This is a genomic window from Thiocapsa marina 5811 (assembly GCF_000223985.1).
GTDB lineage: Bacteria > Pseudomonadota > Gammaproteobacteria > Chromatiales > Chromatiaceae > Thiocapsa > Thiocapsa marina.
In genome coordinates this window covers 77,830-102,397 of the sequence record NZ_AFWV01000006.1, presented here as the reverse complement: position 1 = coordinate 102,397, position 24,568 = coordinate 77,830, and the positions used below count along the sequence as shown (strand labels likewise).

Below are 24,568 nucleotides of genomic sequence, written 5' to 3'. Positions count from 1 at the left end.
GCGACGCGCCGTCTGTCCACGTCATCCGTCCACGCCATGTCCGTCTTCGCCGTTGCGGAATCCGTATGCTGACGCTCATCTCCCCCGGCCTTCTCGGCCCGATCCCGGCGGCTCCGGAGGCACTCCCGAAGGTCCCGGCGATCGATCGCCTGCTCGCGCGCGCGGATCGCATCCCAACCGGCGGGCACGACGCGATGACCACACTCCTGAGGCACTGCGGTGTCTCGTGCGATCCTGAACGCGATGCCCCGACGGCATCGATCAGCCTCCTAGGCGAGGCGCCGGACGTCCGCTCGGACGGCTATTGGATGCATGCCGATCCGGTGCACCTGCGCCCGGATCGCGACCGTCTGCTGCTCTTCGCCGGCGCCGGTATCGCACCCGACCGGGCGGAGGCGGATGCCCTGGTCGCGCTCTTCAACAGCCATTTCGCCGACGAGGGGATGCGGCTGACCGCGCCGCATCCGCATCGCTGGTATCTCGGATCGGATCGAGCCCTGGACCTGCGCACGGAGCCGCTTGAGCGCGTCGTCGGCGGACCGGTCCCGCTCGATGTGCCGAGCGGCGGGGATGCACGGCGCTGGCGCGGCCTCATGAACGAGGTCCAGATGCTCTTCTACGACAGCGAGGTCAATCGTCTCCGCGAGCAGTCCCGGCGTCCGGCAATCAGCGGTATCTGGACGTGGGGCGGCGGCCTGCTGCCGGAGCGTTCGGGCGCACCGCCGGATGCGGTGATCGGGGATGATCCGTTGACCGCGGGTCTGGCACGATGGTGCGGGGTGATGCACCGCTCGCTCGAGGGGTGGTCGCCGCAGGAGTCGCTTCCCGGACGCCGCCATCTCGTGCTCTGGGACCGGCCCTTTGCCGCGCTGCTGGAGCGGGATCTCGCGTCCTGGTCGACTGCGTTGCTCGTGCTGAACGCGACGATCGCGGTGCTGGAAGCGCAGATCAAAGGGGGCGCCCTCGACGAGGTCATACTCGATCCCTGCGAGGGCATCGCCTATCGGCTGACGCGATCGTCGGCGCGTCGTTTTTGGCGTCGCGACGGGTTGGTCGAGAGCCTGGTTCAGCGCTAGGTCGACTCCGCTCAGGTCGCCATCTCGACCCGTGTGGGCTTGAGGAAGGCGAGGGCATCGGCGGTCGCGAGCGAGATCATGTAGCCGCGCTTGCCCCCGTTGATGTAGATCCGCGGTAGTGCTGCGATACCGCTTTCGCAGTATACCGGCATGGGGCGCCGCGTGCCGAAGGGCGAGGTGCCGCCGACCTGATAGCCGGAATGCTTGTCCGCGATCGCCGGCGCGCAGGGCTGGACGCGTTTTACGCCGATCGCGCGTGCCAGGGCTTGGGTGGACACCTGCCGGTCGCCGTGCATCAGCACGATCATGGCGTTGCCGCGCTCGTCTTCCATGATCAAGGTCTTCACGACCAGGTGCTCGTCGACGCCGTGCTCGCGCGCGAACTGCGCCGTACCGCCCCCGTCGATATAGCTGTAGGGGTGGTCTTCGAAGTCCACCTTGGCGGCCCGCAGTGCGCGGACGGCTTGCGTGACGGGTGCTTTCGGCATCGGTGTCGTTACCAGTGAGAGGTGCCGGGCTCGCCTTTGAAGGGGCCGACGACGTCCGCGGTGATCCATCCTCCGTAATAGCCTCCGGGCTGTGCGAGCACGCGCTCGACGTCGAGAAAGCAGGCAACCCGTCCGGGATAGAAGCAGATCCAGCCGGCATGGGGCTCAAAGCCCGCGAGCGGCTCCGGGTAGCACCAGGCGACGTCGATCGCGGGCCCGGCGGCATTCTTGACCCGGAAATAGCGCGCCTGGCCTTTCCACTCGCAGAAACTGCGCGTCGGCGAGACCGTCAGGAGGTCCATCGCGACGTCCTGCGGCGGGACATAGAGCGTCGGCGGGCTTCCGGTCTCGCAGACCCGAACCGCACGGTTGGAATCAGCCAGGGTCACCGTTCCGGCGAGGACCCGGACGGGCCGTGGCTCGGGGCGAATTGCGGGCGGACGAGGGTAGTCCCACACGGACTCTTGATCCGGACCGGGCTCGATGGCGAAGTCGGGTCGTGTCTGCCCGCGAAATCGCCATGCCGCGCGGGCACGTGCGATCCGGGGGTCGTCTTTCGGCATCTCGGGCATGGGATCTCACCGGGAAATTCAGCGTTTTTCTGGTCCATGACGAAACCGCGCCGATTCCAAGGGTTGTCGAGTCTGCCGCGGCTGTTCCCATCCGCAAACATCGCAGACCGTCCCGGGCGCGGCTTAAGGGATACGCTGCCAAACCAAGGTACGGTTGTTGACCGGCATCGGGTGATCCGCGATCAACTCCATGCCGCTGTCGCGGGCCATGCGGATCAGGAGGTCGAGATCGCGGATGCCCATTGCGGGGTCGCGCGAGCGCAGCATGGCGTCGAAGCGCGCATTGCTCTCGCTCGTGTAGCGGCCGCCGATGTTGAAGGGCCCGTAGAGCACGAAATGACCGCCGTCGACCAGGACCCTGCCAACCCCTTCGAACATGGCCTCGACCTGTGCCTCCGACATGATGTGGGCGGTGTTGGCGCTGAACACGGCGTCGAAGCGTTCGTCCGGCCAAGTGCCCGTAACGTCGAGCACGCGCGCGGGCGGGAGATTGGGTAGAGCGGCATCGTCCAGCCAGGCCCGGATTCCGGGGAGATAGTGTGCGCAGTCGCTGGTCTGCCAGACCAGCTGGGGCAGGGCGGCGGCGAAGAAGACCGCGTGTTGACCGGTGCCGCTGCCGATCTCCAGGATTCGACGGGAATCTCGAAAAAGCGGGCCGATCACGTCGAGAATCGGACGCTTGTTTTCTTCGCAGGCTTCCGAGTAGGGTTTGTCGATTGGATACATGGCCTTCGCCGTTCGGGGTGGATCGGGGCTGCTATGCTCGCATGTTCCCGTCGTGCGGGACGCGATGGCGCCTTCAGGTCATTCGGGACGTCGGGGCACAAGGGTCGATCGACAACCGGCTCCCCGGCGCAATGGACCGAAATCGCATCGGAACGCTCTTCACGATCCGTTATGCTGTACATGGCGCGATGCCCGCGCAGCGCAGGGGGGGCGGGCGCGTAAAACGACGCACGACGCCACCGGAGCGCAGTCCGGCGGCGAGTCGAATCTTGCTGACCCGAAATCGGAGACGGTCACATCGTGGAGACACCTTCGCACCACACCCCGGCCGGGCCCGTGCAGCGGGCTCGCCGTATGCGCGTGGCCGTCTCGCCACGGGCCGTCGTCGCTTGCGGTTTGCTCGGGCTTGCGGTCTCGCTCGCCGGTTGTGCCGGGGTTGGACCGGGGCTCCCGATGGGCGCCGAGTCGGAACCGGCTCGGGATGTCGCACGGGTGACGGCGCCGCCGCGATGGCAGGGTCTCGACGATACCCGTGTGTTCGAAGCGCGGCCGGGTGAGCTGCTCACCGGCGAGGCTCCTCCCGCCGAGCCTCGTCCCGCGGAGGGTGTGTTGTTCAACGATCCGGGCGCGCCCCCGGTGCTTTTCAGTCAGGATCCCGCAATCCTTCGGGCCGAGGTCGCGGCCGAGTGTCTGTCCGCGCGCTCCATGTCGATCTCGACGCGGGACGGACTCGATGCCCTGGTGGCGAGTCTCTACTCGTCCGTGATCGACCCTGCCGAAGGCACCGAGGCGCTGATCCTCGGCAACTGTGCGCCGACGCCCGACATCGTGCGTGAGATGGTCGCGAAGGGAGGCGACCAGGTCCTGGATCCGGTTTCGGAGCGGGCGCGCGCACTCAGTGCACCTCGGGCGCGACGCGCGATCGAGACGGCAGCGGCCGACGGGCTGACGCGGCATCTCGAGCTGAACGGCTCCAGCAGCGGCCCGACACGTCTGGCACGCGACTATGCCATGGCCTATTTTCCGTCGGCGGGGCCGGCGGTGCGTATCGAGACCTCGAACGGCGTCGATCATCTGTATCGGCGTGCGATGCCCGGTTTCGGCGTCTACACCTTCGTGATGGTCGGACCGAACGTGGAGCAACTCGCCCAGACGGATCAGGCGCGTCACCGCGAGTTGTTTCGCCTTGTCGAGACCTATGCGGCGGGCGGCGACGGGGCGGAACCGGCGCCGAGCCCCGATGCGCATGTTTTTCTGATCCCGGTCGACGTGGAGCTCGGCGGGATGCCCTTGTTCAACCAAGTTGCCGCGGGTCTTTCGGATCGGATGCGCGGGAAGTTGATCGAAGACCTGCGCGGACGGGGCGATGCTGTTCTCGCGGCGCGTCTGCAAGAGGGCGCCGGCCCCTTCCTCGTTGCCGGTCTCGAGCCGGATTTACTGCCCGGAGGGCCCGCTGCCAGCCGGCTTGTCGCGGATCTCTCCGGCCTGGGGATCGAGCACCTCTACGCGGTCGTCGATGCCTTCGATCGCGAGGTCGACCCCCTGATCGGAGGCAGCCCGGAGAGCTTGGCAGCGATCCGCGATCGACTCCGCGACGTGCGCGCGCGACAATCCGGCACTGCGGAAACGCTGCCGGCCGAAGAACCGATCTGGTTCTTTATGCTGGGGGGCACTGACGAATCCGGGGCCGGAGCCGCAACGGCGATCGGTCGTTTGATGCTCGGCGTTGCAGACCTCTTGAAGAACGAGCCGCCGAGTGCCTGACCCGCTCGACGCCAGGGAGTGCAGACGGAGACTATGAACATCATTCCAACCGGCGTAGGCAGCTTGGTCCGTTTCCTGATCGGAATCTTTCTCCTCCAGGGCGTCACGGGGCTCCTGGTATACACCGCATTGAGTACCGATTGGCAAACGACCTGGCCGCTCTTCTTGCTGTTGGGCGGCTCGATCGGCACGTTGGTCGCTTTCTGGTTCAACACCATCGTTGCGGCGGACCGGCATCGCACCCTCTCGCGCGTGAGCGAGCGCTTCTCCAAGGAGCGCGAAAAGATCCGAGTGAAGGCCGAGCAGATCCGTGCCAAGGTCGGCCGCGACAACGCGGTCCTGCAGGCGAAGGTTCGGCATCGCGGCTCGATGGGTGCCAACCTCAAGACCGGTGTCGTGGTCGGCGGTGCCGTCGGTCTCGGAGTGGCTATGATGTTGGCGCAGTTCGTCACCCTCGGGCTGCTCACCCTGACGACGGCCGGAGGCGCCGCGCTCGGCTACACGGCCCGGGTGCGCCAGGAGAAACATCTCGCCGCCAAGCGTCTCGCCGAGGAGGAGCGCATGCTCATGATGATGGACGGCGATCCGCCGCCGCGCCGTTTGACGGGTCGCAAAGGCCGGCGCGCCGATGCGGATCTGGATTGAGCCCATCGCTTTCAACCTGAAGGATCCGAATCAAGGATCCGAACCGAGGAACGTCCCATGGCCGAGATGACAAGCTATCCAGCCGGAACCTTTTGCTGGGTCGATCTGGCGACCAACGCGCCCGAGGCCGCGAAGACCTTCTACGGAGAGATCTTCGGCTGGACGTCGGAAGACCTCCCGACCGACTACGAGGTGCCTTACAGCATCCTCGAGCGCGACGGCAAGCGCGCTGCCGCGCTCTACGAGATGGCGCCCGAGCAAGGCGCCTTCCCCTATTGGGCGAGCTACGTCCGGGTGATGGACGTTCAGGCGAGCGCCGAGCAGGCCGTCGAGCTGGGCGGACGCTTGGTGATGCCCGCGGTGGATGTGATGCAGCTCGGACGCATGGCCTTCATTCAGGATCCCACCGGCGCCGTGCTCGGTCTCTGGGAGCCGGGCTCGCTGTTCGGTGCCGAGATCGACAACACCAACGGCGCACGCAGCTGGAGCGAGCTGCAGACCCGCAACACCAAGGCCGCGACGCGTTTCTACCACGACCTGTTCGGCTGGACAGCACGCACCAGCAAGAGTCTGATGGACGGGCGTTACACCTTGTTCGAGCTCGACGGCAAGGAGGTGGGCGGGATGATCGAGCTCGATGCCGAGTGGGGCTCGATGCCGCCGAACTGGTCGATCTATTTCGGCGTCGAGGACTGCGATCGGGCCATCGCGGCGGCCAAGCGCCTCGGGGGCAGCATCGTCATGGATCCGATGGAGGTCGAGAATGTCGGGCGATTCGCCTTCCTCGGCGATCCTCAGGGCGCGATCTTCGCCATCATCCAGCATTAAACCGCGCTCGGCGCGGTATGCGATGTTTTTGGGTGGAATCGGCCCTGGCAGACTTGACGAGCGTTGGAGTCGGCGCGATTTAAGGCATTATAAAATATATTATTTTAAGCTACGACCCTGCTAAAGGCCGTGGATGCACCGGACGTCGAGCTCACTTGGAAGCGAGCAACTCGCTCCGGACGCGGTTCAGAGCCGCCGACTCAGGTCTCGGATCGAGAATCCGCACAATGCATCGTCGATCCCCTTCGTCAGCCCCATCACCTTGAATCGCTCCCCCATGATCGTCGGCAGGAGCAGTTGCTTCGCGCCGGGGGTCAGGTGGAAGGCATCGGGCGACTCGGCGAGGATCCGGTCGATCCCGCAGCCGATCAGGAAGTGCGCCTGGGTCGTGAATCCGGCGAGATCGAAGCCTGCGGCAACCCCGGCCTCGGCGACCGCGGTGAAATCCACATGCGCCGTGATGTCCTGTAGCCCGATATGGGTGTAGGGGTCGTCGTGGGCCTGGTGGCGCAGGTGGCACATGAGTGTCCCCATGGTGCGGTCGGGCTGGTAGTAGGCCGAGCGCGGATAACCGTAATCGACCAGCAGGACGAGTCCGGCATCCAGCGTGTGGCCCAACGCCGTCATCCAGGGTGGCAGGCGCAGGTTGATCTCGGAGCTATACCCCGGCGCTCGCGCAAAGCCCTCGGCCTGGAGCGCCGCAACCGCGTCGGCGAGCCCGAGCGAACGCACCGGCGCGGTGACCTCGAGGAAGACGCCTGCGCGCTCGGTGACGAAGACCTCGTCGATCGCCCCGTCATCTCGGATGCCGAAGCGATGCACCGGCATGGCGTCCAGTACCTCGTTGGCGAGCACGATCCCGCGCAGCGTCTCCGGGAGCCGGGGCAGCCAGGCGCAGCGTTCCGCCAGATGCGGTATCCGCTCTTGGATCAGCGTGCGTTGGCGCTCTTGAAGGTCCGGGCTCGGCTCCAGGATCAGGTAGCGGCCCGGCAGGGCCTCGAGCTGCTCCAGGGCCTGGAGCAGCTCGACCGCCAGCGCGCCGGTTCCGGCGCCGAGCTCGAGCATGTCGCCGCCGCCGAGTTGCTCCAGGGCCTCGGCACATTGAACGGCAAGACAGCGCCCGAAGAGCGGCGAGATCTCGGGCGCGGTCACGAAGTCGCCGTCCGCTCCGAGCTTCGCGGCACCCGCGACGTAGTAGCCGAGGCCCGGTGCGTAGAGCGCAAGCTCCATGAAGCGGTCGAATGCCAGCAGGCCTTCGGCGGCCGCGATCTCGTCGCTGATCTGCGCGGCGAGGCGGGCCGAGATCTCGGTCGCGCCGGCTCCGCCGGTCCCGTCGGTCGTATCATTCATCGTGAAATCCTCGTTCGTGCTTTTCGCGCGCCGACACTATATAGCCAGCAGAGCGTCGATCCTCGGACGGACGACGAAACAAAAGAGGCAGGCAGATGAGCAACGACGACAAAGGCGTGCTTCACCGCGGCGCCGCACACAGTTCACCCTATCCGGTCAGCCGTTTGGCCCCGGCCTTCGATTCCGGCGAGCTCGCGAGCGAGGTTGCGCGGGCGGAGTCGATGTTGAGCGCCCGCACGGGCGCGAAGCTTCGGGTCATCGCCGACCAGATCAAGCTGCTACAACAAGAGGCGCGTAAGGTCCTTGCGGACGCCAAGGAGGAGCAAACGCTGACCCGTGCGCGGTGCGCATTCAAACGCATCCCCGGCCGGACCTATCATCTCTATCGGAAGGCGCCCGGCGAGCCTTTCTTCTCGATGCTCGCGCCGGCCGAGTGGGGCGGTGCGGTCCCTTACGAGTTTCTGGGATCCTACCGTCTCGAGACGGATTATTCCTGGACGCCGGCCGATCGAGCCGATCGGCCGGACGATACCGGCGAGCTGGTGACTCAACTGTTGCGCATCGGCGGCTTAGACGCGCGGGGCGAGGGATGAAGACACTTCTCCTGATCGTCGGCGTCGTTGCGGTGCTGGGCATCGTCGCCATGGCTGTCTTTGTCTTCGTGGTTCAGAACGTCGAGACACCCGACTATGTCGCCGTTCAGAGCGACGGTGCCTTCGAGATTCGGGACTATCCAGCCCTCGTGGTTGCGGAGACGACCCGCAGCGGCGCGCGTCGCGAAGCACTCGGTTCCGGGTTCGGGCCGCTCGCACGCTATATCTTTGCCAAGGAGCGTGCCGGGGAGACGATCGCGATGACCGCACCCGTCATCCAGCAGCGCCCGGAGGCGCACGCCGAGCGGATCGCCATGACGGCCCCCGTGATCCAATCGCCGGCGGGGGAGGACACCTGGTCGGTTCGCTTCATCATGCCTTCCGGGTACAGGCTGGACGAGCTTCCCGCGCCGGCCTCGTCGGAGGTGCGCCTGCGCGAGATCCCTGCACGGCGACGCGCGGCGGTTCGTTTCAGCGGCGCGACGACAGACGCCGCGCTTGCGCAGCAAGAGGCAGCGCTGCGGGCCTGGATGAGCTCGCGCGACCTGACGGCTGCGGGTCCTGCCGTTTATGCCTATTACAACGATCCCTTCACGCCAGGCTTTCTGCGTCGAAACGAGGTTCTCATCGACGTCGAGGCGCCCTGAGGCACGCGAGGCGGGCCTCGCTCGCTCGTGCGGCTCGGAAAAATTTGTCGAGACCGTTCGTTGTCGTTGTCGTAATCGACCATGGATACGACAACGACAACGGTTTTACCGCGGCCGCGCCGCCTCGTCGCGCCTTGCCGGACACCGCGCCGGACGTACTCCCGAAGCCGCTCAGCACCGATCGCCGCGTTCGATCACCACGCCCACATCGACGCCTTCGCCGACGGCACCGGGTTTGCTCAGCGTGAGCCGGACCCAAGGGATCCCGAGCTCGTCGCGGAGGATGGACGCGCAGCGCTCGGCAAGCGTCTCCACCAGCTCGAAGCGGCTTTCCGAGACGAATTGCTCCAAGCGCCGCGTGATGGCCTCGTAGTCCAGCGCATCTTCGATGCGATCGGTGGCCGCGCCGCGTGCGATGTCGCTCGCCATCTCCAGATCCAGAACCACGGGGCGGCGGATGCGCTTCTCCCAATCGTGGATGCCGATGGTGGTATCGATCCTCAGGCCGCGAATGAAGACCCTGTCCATGCTAGCCCGCGTCCGGCGGGACATGTGATGGTTCCGTGAAGGCCGTCGGCCGGAGGGCTCCGCCGCCGGTGTCGTGAACGCGGTCTAGGATGTGGTTTTTCTTCATTGTGGATCAGCTCTATCCGGATGTTTGGTTCTCTTCGAATCTGCGAGAGGAGGCAAGAGGGGACTGAAGCGGGCCCTGTTCAGGCGATCTGCCGGAAGCAACGCCGGCGCGGCCTGTCGTCCGCTTGACCTGCACCGGCTTCCCATGTCCAATTGCGGCCCATGATTACAGCCTCGCTCCTCGTCGTCGCCGCCTATCTGCTGGGCTCGGTGTCCAGCGCCATCATCGTTTGCCGTTTGATGGGGCTGCCGGATCCGCGCACGCAGGGTTCCAACAACCCCGGTGCGACCAATGTGCTGCGCATCGGCGGCAAGAAGGCCGCTGCGATCACGCTGGTCGGCGACAGTCTAAAGGGCCTGATCCCGATGGTGGTCGGTCACCTCCTCGGCGCCGGCCCTGCGGTGCTGGCGGGCATCGGTCTGGGCGCCTTCATCGGCCATCTCTACCCGGTCTTCTTCGGGTTTCGCGGCGGTAAAGGCGTGGCCACCGCCTTGGGCGTACAGATCGGGCTCTTTTGGCCGATCGGTCTCTCGGTGGCCGCCATCTGGCTGTTCGTCGCCAAGGTCCTCAAGATCTCCTCCCTGTCCGCCCTGATCTCTATGGCGCTCGCCCCCGTCATCGTCTGGTTCTTCTGGCCCGACAACGTCTTGATCGGGATGCAGCTCGTCATCACGGGTCTGCTCTTTTGGCGGCACCGCAGCAATATCCGCAACCTGATCACGGGCACGGAAGGGCGGATCACCCGCTAAACCGCTGCTAAACCGCTGCTAAACCGCATCCGTGCCACATGCGCTCTCGTCGCTTTGTGTCGACGTCGGGCGATATGCTCAAGGTTGGAGTCGACGCGGTTTAGGATAAAAAACACAAAGTGACCTAGTAGGGCCTAACGGTTTCCGAAATTCACCTAAACTGCGTCCGCTCCGACGTCTGTAGGAAGTGCAACACTTCGATTCACCAAGAACGTCGCATATCTTGAAGAGACGCAGTTTAGTTTAGCTGACCAGGCGCGTGGTGGCTCCGAGCTGCGGCTCGTCCGGCGGGCGGAACCAGCTCAGCTTCTCGCGCAGCTTCACGACCTCGCCGACGATGATCAGGGTCGGTGGCTGCGGGGGATCGGCCTCGACCAGATCCACGATGGTCTCGAGCGTGCCCGAGTAGACGCGCTGCAGGTGGGTCGTCCCCTGCTGAATCAGCGCAATGGGCATCTGCGGGGAGACGCCGTGCGAGATCAATTGGTCGACGATGATCGGCAGGCCCGCAAGGCCCATGTAGAAGACCACGGTTTGGCTCGGCTGGGCGAGCGCGCCCCAGTTGAGATTCATGGTCCCGTCCTTGAGATGGCCGGTGACGAAGGTCACGGATTGGGCATAGTCGCGGTGGGTCAGCGGAATGCCGGTGTAGCTGGCGCAGCCGGCGGCCGCCGTAATGCCGGGCACGACCTGGAAGGGCACGCCCTCCGCGGCGAGGGTGTCGATCTCTTCGCCGCCGCGTCCGAAGATAAAGGGATCTCCGCCCTTTAGGCGCAACACGCGATGACCATCCTTGGCGAGATCGGCAAGCAGTCGGTTGATCTCTTCTTGCCGCATCGCATGGTGATTGCGCTGTTTTCCGACATAGATGCGGCGGGCGTCGCGGCGCGTCATCTCGAGGATGGGCTCGGCGACCAGACGGTCGTAGACGACGACATCGGCCTGTTGCATCAGGCGCAGGGCCCGGAAGGTCAGGAGGTCGGGATCACCCGGACCGGCGCCGACGAGATAGACCTCGCCCATATCGGATTCGAGCGCATCGTGTGCCAATTCGCGCTCGATGACCGCCTCGGCCTCGGCGAATTGGCCGGCAAAGATGCGTTCCGCGACAGCGCCTTCCAGGACACGATCCCAGAATCGACGCCGATCGGGCAGGGCGCTGAAACGCTCTTTGACGCGGTCGCGATAGCGTGCGCAGAGCTCCCCGAGACGGCCGTAGCCGGCCGGGATGATGGATTCGAGTCGGGTCCGCAGCAGCCGCGCCAGCACGGGGGATGCCTTGCCGGTCGAGATCGCCACGACGACGGGCGAGCGATCCACGATCGAGGGCAACAAGAAGGTGCAGGCATCCGGATCGTCGATCACGTTGACCGGGATGTCGTATTCGCGGGCAAGCTCGGCAACCCGGCGGTTGACGCCACGGTCGTCCGTTGCGGCGATCACGAGGCGGTTGCCCTCGATATCGCCGGACTCGAAACGCCGCGCGAGATGACGAACCGCGCCTGCGGCGGCCCGGTCTCGCAGTGAATCGTCGAGGTCGGGTGCGACGACCGTGACGGCAGCGCCGGCACGCAGAAGGCTGCCCACCTTGCGGGCCGCGGTGACGCCGCCGCCGACGACCAAGCAGGGTTTATCCCGGACGTCTTGAAAGATCGGAAGGAATTCCATGGTCATTTCGGTCTATGTAGCCCACAAGGGTCGTTGAGTTGGCCGTCAAAAGTCCTTAATATACTTAAATACTTAGGTTTGTGGTAGGACAGCGATGTGATCAACGAGATCGACTCCGAATCTCTGCACGGCAGGATTGCGAGCGGCGAGGATGTGCTGCTCGTGGATATCCGCACCCCCGCGGAGGTCGCGCAAGGTGCTATCCCCGATGCCATGCGGCTGCCTATGCATCTGATCCCGATTCGAATCAATGAGTTGCCGAAGGATCGGGACGTCGTGCTCTACTGCCGCAGCGGCGCACGTTCCTATCAGGCCTGTGCCTACATGATGCAGCAGGGATACGACCGCGTCCTGAATCTGCGGGGCGGCATCATCGCCTGGGCGCGTCACGGCTACCCGATCGCATGAGTCAATGCGGGTTCGCGCCGCGCTGCGGTCGAGATGGAGCGCGACCGGTGTCGGGAGACAACCCTCGACGCCTTGCCTTTTCGCCCTGTTTCGCCTATAAAACCGAATTCTTGTGTCTACTGATATTCTAAAACAGCACCCGACCGGAGGTACTCCATGGCAGACTTTGATCAAGAGCTCGACGCCAGCGGCCTGAACTGCCCGCTCCCGATTTTACGTGCGAAGAAGACGCTGAACGCGATGGGCTCCGGCCAAGTGCTGCACGTTGTCGCCACCGACCCGGGTTCCGTCAAGGACTTCGATGCCTTCGCCAAACAGACCGGCAACGAGTTGATGGAGTCGAAGGAAGATGGCGGGAAATTCCACTTCCTGATCAAGAAGGGCTGACGGCCCGAGCCGTCTCGCTCAAACGAATCAACCCGCGCGCCGATCGACCCGCGAGGAGGACACGATGGAAGAAAAAAAGCTCGCTATTATCGCCACTAAAGGCTCTCTCGATTGGGCCTATCCGCCCTTTATCCTGGCCTCGACCGCATCCGCACTCGGCTACGAGACCCAGATCTTCTTCACCTTCTACGGGCTCCAGCTCCTGAAGAAAAAGCTCGCCCTCGAGGTGACCCCGCTCGGCAACCCGGGGATGCCCATGCCGATGGGTATGGACAAGTGGTTTCCCGTCCTGGGTCTGACCTTGCCCGGTATGCAGGGCATGATGACCTCGATGATGAAGAAGAAGATGAAGGACAAGGGCGTTGCCAGTGTCGAAGAGCTTCGGGACCTCTGCCAAGAGGCCGAGGTTAAGCTGATCGCCTGTCAGATGACCGTCGATCTCTTCGATATGAACACATCCGAGTTTATCGACGGCATCGAGTATGCGGGCGCCGCGGCGTTCTTTGAGTTTGCCGGCGAAAGCGACATCTGTCTCTACATCTAAAGCGCGCTCCGCGCCTCGCGCACGGGCTCCGCTTTGCGTGTGTCCGGAACCCCGTTGGGTGACCCCGTGTTTGCAACGAAAACGCCGCCTCAATGGCGGCGTTTTTCTTGTGTTCCCTTCTGAACCGCGTCAGCTCGGGCTTGCGTAGCCTCGGTTGTCGCGGATTCAAGCCAACAACTGCGCATGCCGCTCCAGACGCGGTTCAGCGGCTCAGAAGACCTTGACGATCTCGACCCCGATGAGGTGCGCGTCCATCTCGTAATCGCCATCGAGCGCATCCGTTCCGTTGATGTCGCCGCCGCGATAGGGGGTGCTGCTGCTGATGGTGCGGTCGTTCGCCTTCACGTACATGTAACCCGCTTCGATCGACAGGCCGTTGCCTAGGAGCTGCGCGATGCCGATGCCGAAGAGGTGGCGGTCGTTGTCCGGGACGCGTGCGCTGAAATGGGCGTCTTCCTGTCCGGTCTCGTCGTAGGAGTAGCCGAATCGCAGCTGCGTCTCCGGGCGGATTTGATACGTGATGCCGAGTCGGTAGGCGTTGCTGTCTTTCCAGTCGTTCGTATCGGTGAAGATGGTCTCTCCGGTCCCTGTCCCTTCGATCTCGAGCTTGCTGAAGGAGCTCCAGCCCGTGCGCGTCCAGTCGAGCTCGACGGCCAATGCTTCGGTGACGGCGTAGCGGACGCCCAGCTGCATGCGCCAGGGTAGGTCGACGTCCACCTTTGCGTCTTGTGCCGGCGCAAGCCGACCGATCGCCACGAGGGTTTGGCTCAAGGGTCGATAGTCACCTTCGAGGCCGACGGTCGAGGCGGAGCGAAAGGCAGCGCCGAAGCTCCATGCCTCGTAGCGATAGAGTGCGCTCAGGTTGAAACCGACATCGGCTCCGTCGCCGCTGAGTCGCCCGGCGGTCGAGTCGAGCTGGGCGTCTTTGACCCAGTAGATATCCAAACCGCCGGACAGGCTGAGATTGTCGTTGACGCGATAGGCGACCGTCGGCGAGAAGTCGAGGATCTCGAGCTTGCTCGTCGTGGGCTGTCCGCGCGGCACGTTCGGGTCAAGCGGCGGTGGAACCGGTATGCGCACGGTGCCGCTCAGGGCGGGGAAGGTTCCGTCCTCCCAGCGGGTTTCGAGCCCGAAAGGCGCCGTGATCCCCAGCCCGATACGCCAGTCCGCGTTGATTCGCAAAGCGGCCTGTATCATCGGGGCGGCTGTCCAGTCCGCGCCCTGGCTGTCGTGTTGCCCGGAGGCCGTCCTGACGCTGAAGTTGGGGCCGATCAGGATCCCGCCGAGTGCGACGCTCGACGCATCATGGAATCCCATGGCCGCCGGGTTATAGGCGAAGGCGCCGGTCTCTTCGGGGTTCGCGACCAGGGCGTTCGCCAGTCCGATGCCCGCCGTCGAAACCTCCGGGAGTGAAAAGCCCGCGGCGAGCGATTCGCCGGCAGCGACCAATGCTCCGGCGGCGATGGCGGTTGCAGCCGCACGGGCGATCTGTTGATTCATTCAGGGGGCTCCTCGTCGTGTGGGTATCCGTTGTTTTTCGGCATCGCACTTTAGGCGAATGCGCCACATTTATCCAGAGCTGTGGTACGAAAATTCGAGGACCCTGTTCAATCCGAATGCGCGTGTCTCCGGTATCGGTGCAACCGGCGTTCGATGATCCCTTAGCGCTACCCCGGCATCCCGTGATTGTGATATAAAACGACCTTATTTCGCCGTCGTCATCTCGACGTGGTCTCCGGATGGCAGATCGCAGGCTCCAGGTTTTTCATACGGTCGCTCGGCTGCTGAGCTTCACGAAGGCAGCCGAGGAGCTGCATATGACGCAGCCGGCCGTGACCTTTCAGGTGCGCCAGTTGGAGGAGCACTTCAACACGCGCCTATTCGACCGGACGCACAACCGGATCAGCCTGACAGATGCCGGAAAGACCGTGTTCGCCTCGTCCGACCGGATCTTCGAGCTCTACTCCGAGATGGAAAACGCGGTTCGGGAGATCACCGGCGAGATCAGCGGTGCGCTGGCGATCGGTGCGAGCACGACGATCGCCGAATATATGCTTCCGACCCTCTTGGGTGATTTCAAGGAACGCTATCCGGATGTGATCATCCACCTCAAGGTCTCCAACAGCGACGGAATCGTCTCGATGGTGGAGAACAACACCATTGACCTCGGGGTGGTGGAGGCGCCGGTCGGGAACAAAAATCTCGTCGTAGAGCATTGCAAGCGCGATCAACTCTTCGCGATCGTGCCCCCGGGCCACCCGCTCGCCGGTGCCGAGATGGTCACCTTCGAGCGGCTCCTCGAGTATCCCTTCATCTGTCGCGAAGAAGGATCGGGAACGCGTGAGGTGATCAACGATTACCTCAACTTGCAACACGACTGCCATTCGGTGCTCAAGGTGTCGATGGAGCTGGGAAGCCCCGAGGCGGTGAAAGGCGCCGTCGAGGCCGGGATGGGTGTATCGGTGGTCTCGGGGGCCACGATTCAAAAAGAGCTCAAGCTGGGCACTCTGGTTGCCCTCAACCTGGATCCGTCCCTGGATCGCCCCTTTTCATTTGTCCATCAGAAGCAAAAGTTTCGACTGCGCGTCATGGAGGAGCTGCTTGAGTTTGCACGGGCCTATTGCCGTGAGCACGATGCCTGAGACCGAAGCGCGATGGAGTTCGTGAGCGCGCGTGCGTCGGTGACTGCGGCACCGTCGATTCCTGTTGGATCTCCCCGGGTCCAACCCACCGTCTTTCGCTGAGCGTTTCCCCGTGATGAGTCGAATGCAAGGGCCGGAGTCGGAGCGGCGTCTCATGCGCGCCTTCCGCGCCCTGGGTGCAGCGGAGCGCGAAACGCTGCTCGCGTTCGCCGAGTTTCTGGTGCAGCGCGGGGCTGCAACGCCGGAGACCCATTCCGGGCCGCGCGAGCCGACTCCGGTGCCGCGTCCGAGCGCGGAGAGCGTCGTCGCCGCGATCAAGCGCCTGTCGAAGACTTACGGGATGCTCGACCGCGGGCCGATGCTCAACGAGACCTCGGCGTTGATGTCCGCGCATGTCCTGCAGGGTCGTTCGGCACGCGAGGTCATCGACGATCTCGAGGCGTTGTTCGCTCGCCATTACCGCGATTACCGAGCCAAGTTCCACTCGGAAGGCTAATCCAGTCCACATGAGAATCGTCGCGAACTGGTTTCGGCGCTATTTTTCCGATCCCCAGATCATCTTCTTGGCCATCCTGCTGCTGATCTCGTTCGCCGTGGTCATCACCATGGGCGGCATGCTCATGCCCGTCTTGGCCAGTATCGTCATCGCCTATCTGTTGGAGGGCTTGGTCGGGCCGCTCGAACGTCGCGGGTTGCCGCGGTTGGCGAGCGTCTTGGTGGTGTATGTCGCCTTTTTGGCGTTCGTCGCCTTGGTGCTGGTGGGCGTGTTGCCCTCGGTGTCGCTTCAGATCACCGAGCTCGTGCAGCAGCTGCCCTCGATGATCTCGGCCGCGACCACGGCGCTCCTGGATCTGCCCGAGCACTATCCCGAGTTGGTCACCGAAGCCCAGGTTGCCGAGTTGATCGGGGTCATCCGGGGCGAGACCGTGCTTTTCGGTCAGCGCGTGCTCTCCTGGTCGCTCGCAAGCGTCGTCGGCATCATCACCATCCTCGTTTATCTCATCCTCATGCCGCTGCTGGTGTTCTTCTTCATGAAGGACAAAGAGCTGATTTTGAAATGGTTTCATCGGTTCCTGCCGACGCATCGCACGATCGTAAACGGCATCTGGAGCGATGTGGATCGCCAAATCTCCAATTACGTCAGGGGCAAGGCCTGGGAGATCTTGATCATCTGGCTGGTCAGCTACGCCACCTTTGCCGCCTTCGGGCTCAAATATGCGATGCTCCTGTCGTTGCTGGTCGGGTTCTCGGTGGTGATTCCCTACATCGGGGCGGCAGTGGTCACGGTGCCGGTGTTGCTGGTGGCCTGGTTCCAATGGGGCTGGACTCCGAGCTTCATTTGGCTCGCGGTGGCCTACTTCGTCATCCAGGCTCTCGACGGAAATGTCCTGGTGCCCCTGCTGTTCTCCGAGGTGGTGAACCTGCATCCGGTCGCGATCATCGTGGCGATTCTGGTGTTCGGCGGGCTTTGGGGCTTCTGGGGTGTGTTTTTTGCGATTCCCCTCGCGACCCTGGTTCAGGCCATTCTGACGGCCTGGCCTATCCCCCCGGGCGATCAGGGCGACGCGCTCGCTTGATGCACGGGTGCGGGTCGCACCCTGCTTTCGGAAAAACCCGTACGCGGTCGGTATACAATCCAGGTCCCTCCAACGCCACGGCGCACCCATGCACGCCTTCGCCCTCAGTCGCTTCCTGTTCTGGTTCGTGATCTTCTTTCTCCTCGCACTGGCGAGCCGGCCATGGATCGAGGATCTGTTCATTCGTTACCAAGCCGAACCGCGCACGATCATGGCGCGGGGAGAGTTGGCCGCCGACGAGCAGACGACCATCGCGATCTTCGAGTCGGTCAGCCCGTCGGTTGTCTATATCACGACGTCCGGGCGGGTGATGGATCTGTTGTCGCGCAATCTCTTGGAGGTGCCGCGCGGCACCGGCTCCGGCTTCATGTGGGACCGTCATGGGCATGTCGTGACGAACTATCATGTGGTTGCCGATGTACAGGCGGCTTATGTTCGGCTCTCCAGTCAACGCGTCTACGAGGCGGCGTTGGTCGGCGTCAGCCCCGAGCACGATATTGCCGTGCTGCGGATCGACAGCGGTGCGGGCGGGCCGCCGCCGGTGGCGATCGGCTCGAGTCACGACCTGAAGGTCGGGCAGAAGGTCTTCGCGATCGGCAACCCCTTCGGATTGGACTATTCCTTGACCGGGGGGGTGATCTCGGCGCTCGATCGGACGATTCCCTCGGGTGAGGGGCGCAAGATCGAGCATCTTATCCAGACCGATGCGGCGATCAATCCCGGAAACTCGGGTGGGCCTTTGATCGACAGCGCCGGGCGGGTCATCGGCATGAACACGGCGATCTTCAGCCCGTCCGGGAATTTTGCCGGGATCGGGTTCGCGGTGCCCGTGGATACCATCAACCGCGTCGTGCCGCGGCTGATCGCCTACGGTCGCTATGTGCGGCCTGCACTCGGGGTCATCACGGACGGAGATCTGAGCCGGCGACTCGCCGAGAGTCTCGGAGTCGAGGGCGTGGTGATTCTTCAAGTCCAGGAGGGGTCGCCTGCCGCACGCGCCGGACTGCGCGCCGCAGTCATCGCCGGGAACGGGGATCTGTCCGCCGCCGATGTGATCGTCGCCGTGGACGGACGCGAGGTCGACTCGGTCGAGGGCCTCATCGACCTGCTCGATGCCTATCGGATCGGGGATAAGGTCAGGTTGCGGGTTTACCGCGAGGGACAGATGATCGACGTCGAGGTCGTGCTCGGCTGAACCGCGTCGCCCGGGGTCTTCGCGCGTAGCCTGTCGACTCGGCGGATTGCGAGTCAGCGCGGGTTGCGGCGGACGCGGTTCAGGTGTTGGAAAGCCGCTTTGATCGGGGCGTGTCGGCCGGGATCAGTTCAAACCGCACATCCCGCCCGGGCAGCACGCCCCGGTTGCGCAGGCGGGGGCGTTGCCGCTGCCGAGACTCTTGCTCGAAATCACGTTTCCGCCGGTCGCGAGCCGGTGCACGGGCGCATCGGCCGGGGTGTCGCCGAGAGCAGTCCCGGTGCGAGCACAAAGATCACCCCAGCTCGTCACGCTCTCGCTCATTCGGTGGTTGACCTCGAGGACGCGGTCATTGGCCTCGCAGCGGTAATCATAGGTCGGCATCGCCTTTCTCCAAGGTATATCGATGAATGCTTATGGACATTATTATATCCGGGTGCCGAGAGCAGGCAAGCGCCCGGCGAAGCAGATTCCCGAGCCGGAGAAGCGACGCCGCGATCGAGAGCCGAAGGAACGCTTCTTCGAGCATGGCGCCCGGATCCAGGTTGAATGCGTCCGGCCGTGTCGTCCTGCGGCGACCCCGGCCAAGCTGTTGCCGGACGCCGTTCAGTCGGCGTCTGCGATCGCACGCTCGGCGCGCTTTCGGAAGACTTTCATCTCCTTTGCGGCCTGGATATCGCCCTTGGCCTCGGCGACCGCGATGCCGCGATCGAGGGCGAGGATGGCCTCGGCGTGGCGGCCTGCCGCCGAAAGCCCTTTGCCGTAGAGCTTCCAGGCTGCGGAATAGGCGGGGTCGAGTCGAACGGCTTCGGCGAGATGCTCGAGTGCGCGCCCGGTGTCGTCGGTTTTCAGATATTCGGCACCCAGGCTGTAGCGCAAGAGGGCCGTATCCTGGCCACGCCTCAGCATGGCTTCGAGGTTCTCGATCATGCTCATACTGTTGTTCCGCGGTGTCGGTGTTGACCGGTCCCGATCGGTCGCTCGGGCCATTCCCCAGGCGCGATTGGATTCCGCGCGCGGTTCCCCCCGGCTCGATCAGCGCTGCCAGAAGGCCGGCGTCAACAAGACCAGGAGTGTAAAGATCTCCAAGCGCCCGAGGAGCATCGCTACGCAGAGGATCCACTTCGCCGGATCGTGCAGGTCCGCGTAGTGCGCGCCGACCTGGGCCAGTCCGGGCCCGAGGTTGTTGATGCAGGCCGCAACCGCGGAGAAGGACGTCAGCAGGTCCAGGCCGGTGGCGGCGAGCAGAAGATACATGATGACGAAGCTCGCGACATAGAGCGAGAAGAATCCCCAGACGGCATCCACGACGCGGTGATTCACGCTGTTGCCGCCGACGCGGACCGGGATCTGAGCGCTTGGATGGATAAGGCGCTCGATCTCGCGGATTCCCTGCTTGATCAGCAGCAGAAAACGGATCACCTTGATACCGCCGGCGGTCGAGCCGGCACAGCCGCCGACGAAGCTCGCAAAGAGCAGCAGAATCTCGATGAACGGCGGCCAGTAGAAGAATTCCGCGGTCGTGAATCCGGCGGTGGTTCCGATCGAGACGGCTTGGAACAGGCCGTTCGTGAAGGCGTCGTCCCAGGTGATATAGGTGTCGCTGTAGAAGAGGGCCAACGTCGTGATGGCGGTCACGGAGGCCATGAGGAACAGAAAAAACCTCAGCTCGCTGTCGCGCCGATAGACCCCGAGGTCAAGTCGATGAAAAGCGACGAAATGCAAGGCGAAGCTCATCGCCGCCAGGAGCATGAAGAGCACCGCGATCATCTCGATCAGTGTGCTGTTGAAGTATCCCATGCTGGCGTCATGGGTGGAGAAGCCGCCGATGGCGACGGTGGAGAAGGCGTGGCCGAGGGCATCGAAGAAGGTCATGCCTGCCGCCCAATAGGCCAGCGTGCAGGCGACGGTCATCGCCGCATAGATGTACCAGAGGGCTTTGGCGGTCTCGGTGATCCTGGGCGTGAGCTTGGCGTCCTTCACCGGGCCGGGCATCTCGGCCCGAAAAAGCTGCATGCCGCCGATCCCGAGCATCGGCAGCACGGCGACCGCGAGCACGATGATCCCCATGCCGCCCAACCATTGGAGCTGCTGACGGTAGAAGAGAATGGCCTTGGGCATGTCGTCGAGTCCGACGATCACGGTCGCGCCGGTTGTGGTGAGACCGGACATGGACTCGAAGATTGCGTCGGTCACCGAGAGCATGGGCTGTTCGGCGAGCAGGAAAGGCAAGGAACCGGCCAAGCCGAGTCCGGTCCAAAAGAGCACGACGACGAGGAATCCGTCCCTGATGCGCAGCTCTTGGCGGAGCCGCATCACCGGCAGAAAGGTCAGCAGACCGACACCGAGGATGAGTAGAAATGCGGCCAGGAAAGGCCAAATCTCACCGTCCCGGTAGATCAATCCGACCACAACGGGCGGGAGCATCGTGAAGCTGAACAGCGTCAAGAGCAGGCCGACGACCTTTTGAACGGCGAAGAGCTTCATCGCGCACCCCGACGCATCGGTCCAACTCGGTCGCTCGTCAAGGCTCGAGCCCCGGCACCCGAGCGCGCGCCCACCCCGGAGGATCGACACGCACGATGAATCTCGCTGCTTCCCTTATTGCAGTGTTTTTGATGCTGCTCATCGCGGTCGCGGTTGCGGCGTTGTTCTTGGCCGGAAACGACAGCCGCTCGTCGAACGAAGACGATCCACCGCCTCCGCCCTGAATGTCGCTACCCGGCCCCCCGGCGCGCGCTTGTGCTTTTCGGCGCCGATGCGAGCGCTGCGGGGTTGCGAAACGCAGCATCGTCATTCCCGTGCGCTGCAGTCGCCGAGGCGGCAATACACGCGCAGCGAGCGTCCATTCCGGCACGGCACCCGATGTCGCTCCCACTCCGGTCCCGTGGCTTCGAGGACCGTGCCCATGTCCGTCAGCACGCAACCGCGACTCTCTGCGTAGCGCTCGGCGTAGTACGTCCAGGTGCCGAGCGCCTCGGTCCCGGCGTAGCGATCCGGGGAGTCGGGGCGGGGTGGCGGGGATCGGGCGGGCTCTCGTGCGCCGATTCCGGCAGCCTCGCGGTATTCATCCCATTTTCTCCTGAGCGAGCTCAAGGCATTGCCGAGATTCTCGGCATAACGTTCGGTCACATCCGTCGACCACTCTTCGCCCGTGGCGGATATCCGTATCTCGCGAGCACGCAAGAGGACACGTGTCCCTGCGGTCTCTTCCACGAAGGACGCGGAGATGCGGATCAGATCGCGCGGGGCGCGAGGATTGTCCGGGTCGCCCTCTTCGAGAACCTGCTCGAATCCGGCCGTCGTTGCACCGACCGTCGGGACGCTCCAGCCTCGACTGTAGGCCGTTTCGATTGCGAAGTCTCTCGCCTGATCGGGGGTGGCCCCGTACAGAAGGATGCTTGGTACGGACGCTGCGGCGATTCCGAGCGCGAGAAATCCGAACGCGATCGGGGCGATTCGGAACAGCAGGGCGGGGGGCGAACGGTGCGCCGCGCAAGCTCGGACTCGCCGGCGGGGGATGCGCCCGAGCGGTCGCACGATCAAGGGTCTTGGCCCGTCCATCGCGACGGCGTCGGATCCGGCCGCGGACATCTGCGATTCGGATCGAGGCCGCCGGATCGGCGGCGCTAAAGGAGACCGCGGCACTCGCCGTTCTGGCACTGCACCAAGACGCTGTCCGCGCCCGCGCAGGGCACCTTGTGGATCTCCCCGTCGCTGCGCGAATCGATGAGGATGGACCCGCGGGGCTCGACGTTGCAGCCCCGAAGACGCGCATATTGCTCTGCGTAGTAGGCCCAACTGACGTCTCCCGAGGACGGCGAGAGCGCCATCATGTTCTCGCTGCTCGGAATCTGCTCTACGGTCGGCTCCGGGAGCGTTGCGGGGAGCGGCTCGGGGAGCGACATCGGCTGGGTGGCTGCGCTTGTCTGGGTGCGCGGGGCCGGCATCGTATCGACAATCGGTGCGGGGTTGCCCGCGGGCCGGCGCGGTTCCGGCACGGGGGTCGCGGCTGCTGCGGCAACGCCACTGCCCGATGCGGCAGACGGCGTCCGCGGGGGTGTGCTCCAAGCGGGTGTCGACGCGCTCTGAGCTTGGCTGGACAGTGAGGTATCCGCGGGCGCTGAGGCTGCCGCCTCGGCGCCCCGGGTCGTCGATGGCGTGGCTGTTGCGGTATCGGCCAGCGCGGTATCTGCCGTATCGGCGCTGCCGGAGGCGCCTGGATCATCGGTCGCGGTCCGGGCGTCGCCGATGGGGGGGGCCGCCTGCGCGACTCGCGAGCGATTGCGCGACCAGGTGGAATGAAGGGAGCGAAGGGATTCCTCCAACGACGGGCGAAAGGTCTCGGTCGTGTCGACACGGGTCGGCTGCCCCCCCGGTGTCGTCGAGACGAGCGCCGAGTCCAAGGCAACGGTGACGCCGTTGCGGTTCTCGAGAAAGTGTGACGTGACCTCGACGAGGCTGCCGGGAGCAACCGCATTCGGCCCGAGGTCGCGCGCAAGAGGGGAGCTCGGATCGAGCGGTCGCTGGACGACCAGACGACCGTCGGTCGACTCGGCGATGATCCAAGCACGACTCCTTGCAGATCCCATGGCCAACGACTGGACCTCGGTGCGGTTTGCCCCGGGGAATTCCATTTGGGGACGATCTCCGATCGCGAAGGATCCGGGTTGCGGATCGTACGCGCGGCTTCCCGGGTCACCGGCGCAACCGACCTGCAGCACGCCGAGCGTCGTTGAGAGAAGAATCAAAGTAGCGGGACGCAGGCTCACGGCAAACCCTCGAGCAGAGAATAGGTTGACTGCGGGCGGTACGGATCGAGACTCCGCGGCCACACCCGCCGGGACCGAGCGTGATGCGAAGCGTGCCACACCCTGCTACCCGAGGCCAGCCTCCGGAGGCCGCATCTTCGGACGCGAACCCTGATGCAGAGGGCGAGCCATCGCGGGCACCGGCAGAGATCTTCAGGGAGCTTCGGCGCTTCGGATTCACAGAAACAACAAAAGCCGGCGTTGTGCCGGCTTTTGCGGATGTCGTAGAGTACTTGGAGCCGATGCGCGGATTCGAACCGCGGACCTACGCATTACGAATGCGTTGCTCTACCGACTGAGCTACATCGGCAACAAGCCGCGAAGTATAGGGCGATCGCTCGCGCGTTTCCAGCCCATGCGACTCATTTCGAGTGTCGCGTTGAAATTTTTGCAATCAGCGTCCGAGTTCCGCTAGAATCCTGGCGCTTAACTTCGACCATCCGCCTTTGTCCGGAGCCAACCTTAGGGATTATCCATGCCCAGCGTGCGTGTCAAAGAGAACGAGCCTTTCGAAGTCGCAATGCGGCGTTTCAAGCGGTCCTGCGAAAAGGCAGGTGTGCTCGCCGAGGTCCGTCGCCGCGAGTTTTACGAAAAGCCGACGTCCGAGCGCAAGCGCAAGAAGGCGGCTGCGGTGAAGCGGCATCAGAAGAAGCTGCAGCGCGAGTCCCGCCGCTGGGAGCGTCCTTACTGAGGTCGGATCGTCGATGCCGGCCCCGCATTCGCGGGGGCCGCTGCCTGTCTTGCGACACCTTCGCAAGCTCTTCTTCTCGTTCCGTCTTGGTTTCAACGCCCTACCATGCTTAAGCTTCAAATCCAGAGCGATATGAAGACCGCCATGAAGGCGGGCGACAAGACCAGGCTCGGGGTGATTCGTCTGATGCTCGCGGCGATCAAACAGCGCGAGATCGACGAGCGCATCGAGCTCGACGACGCGCAAGTGCTGGCCGTCCTCGATAAGATGGTCAAGCAGCGTCGTGACTCGATCACGCAGTACAGCGGTGCCGGTCGCGAGGATCTCGCCGAGATCGAGCGCTTCGAGACCGAGGTCATCCAATCCTATCTCCCGCGCGCGCTCACCGACGACGAGCTCACGACCTTGATCGACGCCGCGATGGCGTCCACACAAGCGAGCGCGATGAGCGATATGGGCAAGGTCATGGGTCTGTTGAAGCCGCAGATTCAAGGCCGGGCCGACATGGGCAGCGTCAGCGCACGCGTCAAACAGCGCCTCGGAGGCTGACTCCGGCGTCGTACCTCAACGGTCTGC

General features: G+C 64.3%; 29 protein-coding genes and 1 tRNA gene. 17 read left to right on the top strand and 13 right to left on the bottom strand.

Annotated elements, in window-relative coordinates; translation table 11 throughout:
- Positions 1–65 precede the first annotated feature (65 nt).
- Positions 66–1,076: a hypothetical protein gene (locus THIMADRAFT_RS09915; RefSeq protein ID WP_007192892.1), complete on the top strand. Its 1,011-nt coding sequence runs from the start codon at positions 66–68 to the stop codon at positions 1,074–1,076.
- A gap of 11 nt (positions 1,077–1,087) precedes the next feature.
- Here THIMADRAFT_RS09915 and THIMADRAFT_RS09910 read toward each other — a convergent pair whose 3' ends face one another.
- From THIMADRAFT_RS09910 to THIMADRAFT_RS09900, 3 genes are all read right to left on the bottom strand, one after another.
- The gene (locus THIMADRAFT_RS09910; RefSeq protein WP_007192891.1) at positions 1,088–1,564 is read right to left on the bottom strand and encodes an aminoacyl-tRNA deacylase; all 477 of its coding nucleotides are present in this window, start codon (positions 1,562–1,564) and stop codon (positions 1,088–1,090) included.
- An 8-nt stretch (positions 1,565–1,572) separates the two neighbouring features.
- A complete protein-coding gene (locus THIMADRAFT_RS09905; RefSeq protein WP_007192890.1) occupies positions 1,573–2,136 on the bottom strand; it encodes a DUF427 domain-containing protein in 564 nt (187 codons plus the stop codon).
- A gap of 123 nt (positions 2,137–2,259) precedes the next feature.
- Positions 2,260–2,862: a DUF938 domain-containing protein gene (locus THIMADRAFT_RS09900; RefSeq protein ID WP_007192889.1), complete on the bottom strand. Its 603-nt coding sequence runs from the start codon at positions 2,860–2,862 to the stop codon at positions 2,260–2,262.
- Between the two features lie 300 nt (positions 2,863–3,162).
- On the opposite strand from THIMADRAFT_RS09900, the gene THIMADRAFT_RS09895 reads away from it, so the two are divergent.
- The 3 genes from THIMADRAFT_RS09895 to THIMADRAFT_RS09885 are packed head-to-tail and all read left to right on the top strand — an operon-like array spanning position 3,163 to position 6,099.
- Positions 3,163–4,626 (top strand): hypothetical protein, encoded by a 1,464-nt coding sequence (locus THIMADRAFT_RS09895; protein WP_007192888.1) that lies wholly within the window; start codon positions 3,163–3,165, stop codon positions 4,624–4,626.
- Positions 4,627–4,659: 33 nt separating this feature from the next.
- Entirely contained in the window at positions 4,660–5,271 is a 612-nt protein-coding gene (locus THIMADRAFT_RS09890) for a hypothetical protein (protein WP_007192887.1), read from the top strand.
- A 57-nt stretch (positions 5,272–5,328) separates the two neighbouring features.
- The gene (locus THIMADRAFT_RS09885) at positions 5,329–6,099 is read left to right on the top strand and encodes a VOC family protein (protein ID WP_007192886.1); all 771 of its coding nucleotides are present in this window, start codon (positions 5,329–5,331) and stop codon (positions 6,097–6,099) included.
- Between the two features lie 186 nt (positions 6,100–6,285).
- Here THIMADRAFT_RS09885 and THIMADRAFT_RS09880 read toward each other — a convergent pair whose 3' ends face one another.
- Entirely contained in the window at positions 6,286–7,449 is a 1,164-nt protein-coding gene (locus THIMADRAFT_RS09880; protein ID WP_007192885.1) for a class I SAM-dependent methyltransferase, read from the bottom strand.
- 95 nt (positions 7,450–7,544) lie between these two features.
- Here THIMADRAFT_RS09880 and THIMADRAFT_RS09875 point away from each other — a divergent pair, with 95 nt between their 5' ends.
- Together THIMADRAFT_RS09875 and THIMADRAFT_RS09870 are read left to right on the top strand one after the other, a co-directional pair.
- Positions 7,545–8,042, top strand: a complete 498-nt coding sequence (locus tag THIMADRAFT_RS09875) for a DUF2452 domain-containing protein (protein ID WP_007192884.1) — start codon at positions 7,545–7,547, stop codon at positions 8,040–8,042.
- Positions 8,039–8,689 carry an SOUL family heme-binding protein gene (locus tag THIMADRAFT_RS09870; protein ID WP_007192883.1) on the top strand — a complete coding sequence of 217 codons (651 nt, stop codon included), beginning with the start codon at positions 8,039–8,041 and terminating at the stop codon, positions 8,687–8,689. Before THIMADRAFT_RS09875 ends, THIMADRAFT_RS09870 begins: the two co-directional genes overlap by 4 nt.
- A 171-nt stretch (positions 8,690–8,860) precedes the next feature.
- Here the strand turns inward: THIMADRAFT_RS09870 and folB are convergent, their stop codons facing one another.
- Positions 8,861–9,217: a dihydroneopterin aldolase gene (gene folB / locus THIMADRAFT_RS09865; protein WP_007192882.1), complete on the bottom strand. Its 357-nt coding sequence runs from the start codon at positions 9,215–9,217 to the stop codon at positions 8,861–8,863.
- A 267-nt stretch (positions 9,218–9,484) separates the two neighbouring features.
- Here folB and plsY point away from each other — a divergent pair, with 267 nt between their 5' ends.
- On the top strand, positions 9,485–10,072 hold the full coding sequence (plsY, locus tag THIMADRAFT_RS09860) for a glycerol-3-phosphate 1-O-acyltransferase PlsY (protein WP_007192881.1): 588 nt from the start codon (positions 9,485–9,487) through the stop codon (positions 10,070–10,072).
- 243 nt (positions 10,073–10,315) lie between these two features.
- Here the strand turns inward: plsY and cysG are convergent, their stop codons facing one another.
- Positions 10,316–11,740, bottom strand: a complete 1,425-nt coding sequence (cysG, locus tag THIMADRAFT_RS09855; protein WP_040730950.1) for a siroheme synthase CysG — start codon at positions 11,738–11,740, stop codon at positions 10,316–10,318.
- Between the two features lie 96 nt (positions 11,741–11,836).
- Here cysG and THIMADRAFT_RS09850 point away from each other — a divergent pair, with 96 nt between their 5' ends.
- From THIMADRAFT_RS09850 to dsrE2, 3 genes are all read left to right on the top strand, one after another.
- Positions 11,837–12,148 (top strand): rhd_2599 family sulfurtransferase, encoded by a 312-nt coding sequence (locus THIMADRAFT_RS09850; protein ID WP_007192879.1) that lies wholly within the window; start codon positions 11,837–11,839, stop codon positions 12,146–12,148.
- Between the two features lie 156 nt (positions 12,149–12,304).
- Positions 12,305–12,535, top strand: a complete 231-nt coding sequence (locus tag THIMADRAFT_RS09845) for a sulfurtransferase TusA family protein (RefSeq protein ID WP_007192878.1) — start codon at positions 12,305–12,307, stop codon at positions 12,533–12,535.
- Positions 12,536–12,599: 64 nt separating this feature from the next.
- Positions 12,600–13,079 carry a sulfur carrier protein DsrE2 gene (gene dsrE2 / locus THIMADRAFT_RS09840; RefSeq protein WP_007192877.1) on the top strand — a complete coding sequence of 160 codons (480 nt, stop codon included), beginning with the start codon at positions 12,600–12,602 and terminating at the stop codon, positions 13,077–13,079.
- A gap of 210 nt (positions 13,080–13,289) precedes the next feature.
- Here dsrE2 and THIMADRAFT_RS09835 read toward each other — a convergent pair whose 3' ends face one another.
- The gene (locus tag THIMADRAFT_RS09835) at positions 13,290–14,579 is read right to left on the bottom strand and encodes an OmpP1/FadL family transporter (protein WP_007192876.1); all 1,290 of its coding nucleotides are present in this window, start codon (positions 14,577–14,579) and stop codon (positions 13,290–13,292) included.
- Between the two features lie 239 nt (positions 14,580–14,818).
- On the opposite strand from THIMADRAFT_RS09835, the gene THIMADRAFT_RS09830 reads away from it, so the two are divergent.
- From THIMADRAFT_RS09830 to THIMADRAFT_RS09815, 4 genes are all read left to right on the top strand, one after another.
- Positions 14,819–15,721: a LysR substrate-binding domain-containing protein gene (locus THIMADRAFT_RS09830; RefSeq protein WP_040730847.1), complete on the top strand. Its 903-nt coding sequence runs from the start codon at positions 14,819–14,821 to the stop codon at positions 15,719–15,721.
- Positions 15,722–15,875: 154 nt separating this feature from the next.
- Positions 15,876–16,217 carry a hypothetical protein gene (locus tag THIMADRAFT_RS09825; protein ID WP_007192874.1) on the top strand — a complete coding sequence of 114 codons (342 nt, stop codon included), beginning with the start codon at positions 15,876–15,878 and terminating at the stop codon, positions 16,215–16,217.
- 10 nt (positions 16,218–16,227) lie between these two features.
- Complete coding sequence (locus THIMADRAFT_RS09820) at positions 16,228–17,298, top strand: AI-2E family transporter (RefSeq protein WP_007192873.1); 1,071 nt, start codon at positions 16,228–16,230, stop codon at positions 17,296–17,298.
- A gap of 88 nt (positions 17,299–17,386) precedes the next feature.
- Positions 17,387–18,493 carry a S1C family serine protease gene (locus THIMADRAFT_RS09815; RefSeq protein WP_007192872.1) on the top strand — a complete coding sequence of 369 codons (1,107 nt, stop codon included), beginning with the start codon at positions 17,387–17,389 and terminating at the stop codon, positions 18,491–18,493.
- A gap of 123 nt (positions 18,494–18,616) precedes the next feature.
- Here THIMADRAFT_RS09815 and THIMADRAFT_RS09810 read toward each other — a convergent pair whose 3' ends face one another.
- The 3 genes from THIMADRAFT_RS09810 to THIMADRAFT_RS09800 form a co-directional block, all read right to left on the bottom strand.
- Positions 18,617–18,874, bottom strand: coding sequence for an FmdB family zinc ribbon protein (locus tag THIMADRAFT_RS09810; protein ID WP_007192871.1), 258 nt, complete (start codon positions 18,872–18,874; stop codon positions 18,617–18,619).
- Between the two features lie 222 nt (positions 18,875–19,096).
- Positions 19,097–19,426, bottom strand: coding sequence for a hypothetical protein (locus THIMADRAFT_RS09805; protein ID WP_007192870.1), 330 nt, complete (start codon positions 19,424–19,426; stop codon positions 19,097–19,099).
- 99 nt (positions 19,427–19,525) lie between these two features.
- Entirely contained in the window at positions 19,526–20,977 is a 1,452-nt protein-coding gene (locus tag THIMADRAFT_RS09800; RefSeq protein WP_007192869.1) for a TrkH family potassium uptake protein, read from the bottom strand.
- 95 nt (positions 20,978–21,072) lie between these two features.
- Between THIMADRAFT_RS09800 and THIMADRAFT_RS28235 the strand changes: the two genes are divergently transcribed.
- Positions 21,073–21,201, top strand: coding sequence for a hypothetical protein (locus tag THIMADRAFT_RS28235; protein WP_267878404.1), 129 nt, complete (start codon positions 21,073–21,075; stop codon positions 21,199–21,201).
- A gap of 82 nt (positions 21,202–21,283) precedes the next feature.
- On the opposite strand, the gene THIMADRAFT_RS09795 is transcribed toward THIMADRAFT_RS28235, so the two are convergent.
- The 3 genes from THIMADRAFT_RS09795 to THIMADRAFT_RS09785 all read right to left on the bottom strand — a co-directional run bounded on the left by THIMADRAFT_RS09795 (position 21,284) and on the right by THIMADRAFT_RS09785 (position 23,611).
- Positions 21,284–22,084, bottom strand: coding sequence for a hypothetical protein (locus THIMADRAFT_RS09795; protein WP_007192867.1), 801 nt, complete (start codon positions 22,082–22,084; stop codon positions 21,284–21,286).
- Between the two features lie 35 nt (positions 22,085–22,119).
- Positions 22,120–23,127 (bottom strand): hypothetical protein, encoded by a 1,008-nt coding sequence (locus THIMADRAFT_RS09790; RefSeq protein WP_139052785.1) that lies wholly within the window; start codon positions 23,125–23,127, stop codon positions 22,120–22,122.
- Positions 23,128–23,535: 408 nt separating this feature from the next.
- Positions 23,536–23,611, bottom strand: a tRNA-Thr gene (locus THIMADRAFT_RS09785).
- A gap of 165 nt (positions 23,612–23,776) precedes the next feature.
- Here THIMADRAFT_RS09785 and rpsU point away from each other — a divergent pair.
- Together rpsU and THIMADRAFT_RS09775 are read left to right on the top strand one after the other, a co-directional pair.
- A complete protein-coding gene (rpsU, locus tag THIMADRAFT_RS09780) occupies positions 23,777–23,992 on the top strand; it encodes a 30S ribosomal protein S21 (RefSeq protein ID WP_007041206.1) in 216 nt (71 codons plus the stop codon).
- Between the two features lie 105 nt (positions 23,993–24,097).
- On the top strand, positions 24,098–24,541 hold the full coding sequence (locus THIMADRAFT_RS09775) for a GatB/YqeY domain-containing protein (protein WP_007192865.1): 444 nt from the start codon (positions 24,098–24,100) through the stop codon (positions 24,539–24,541).
- Positions 24,542–24,568: the final 27 nt, after the last annotated feature.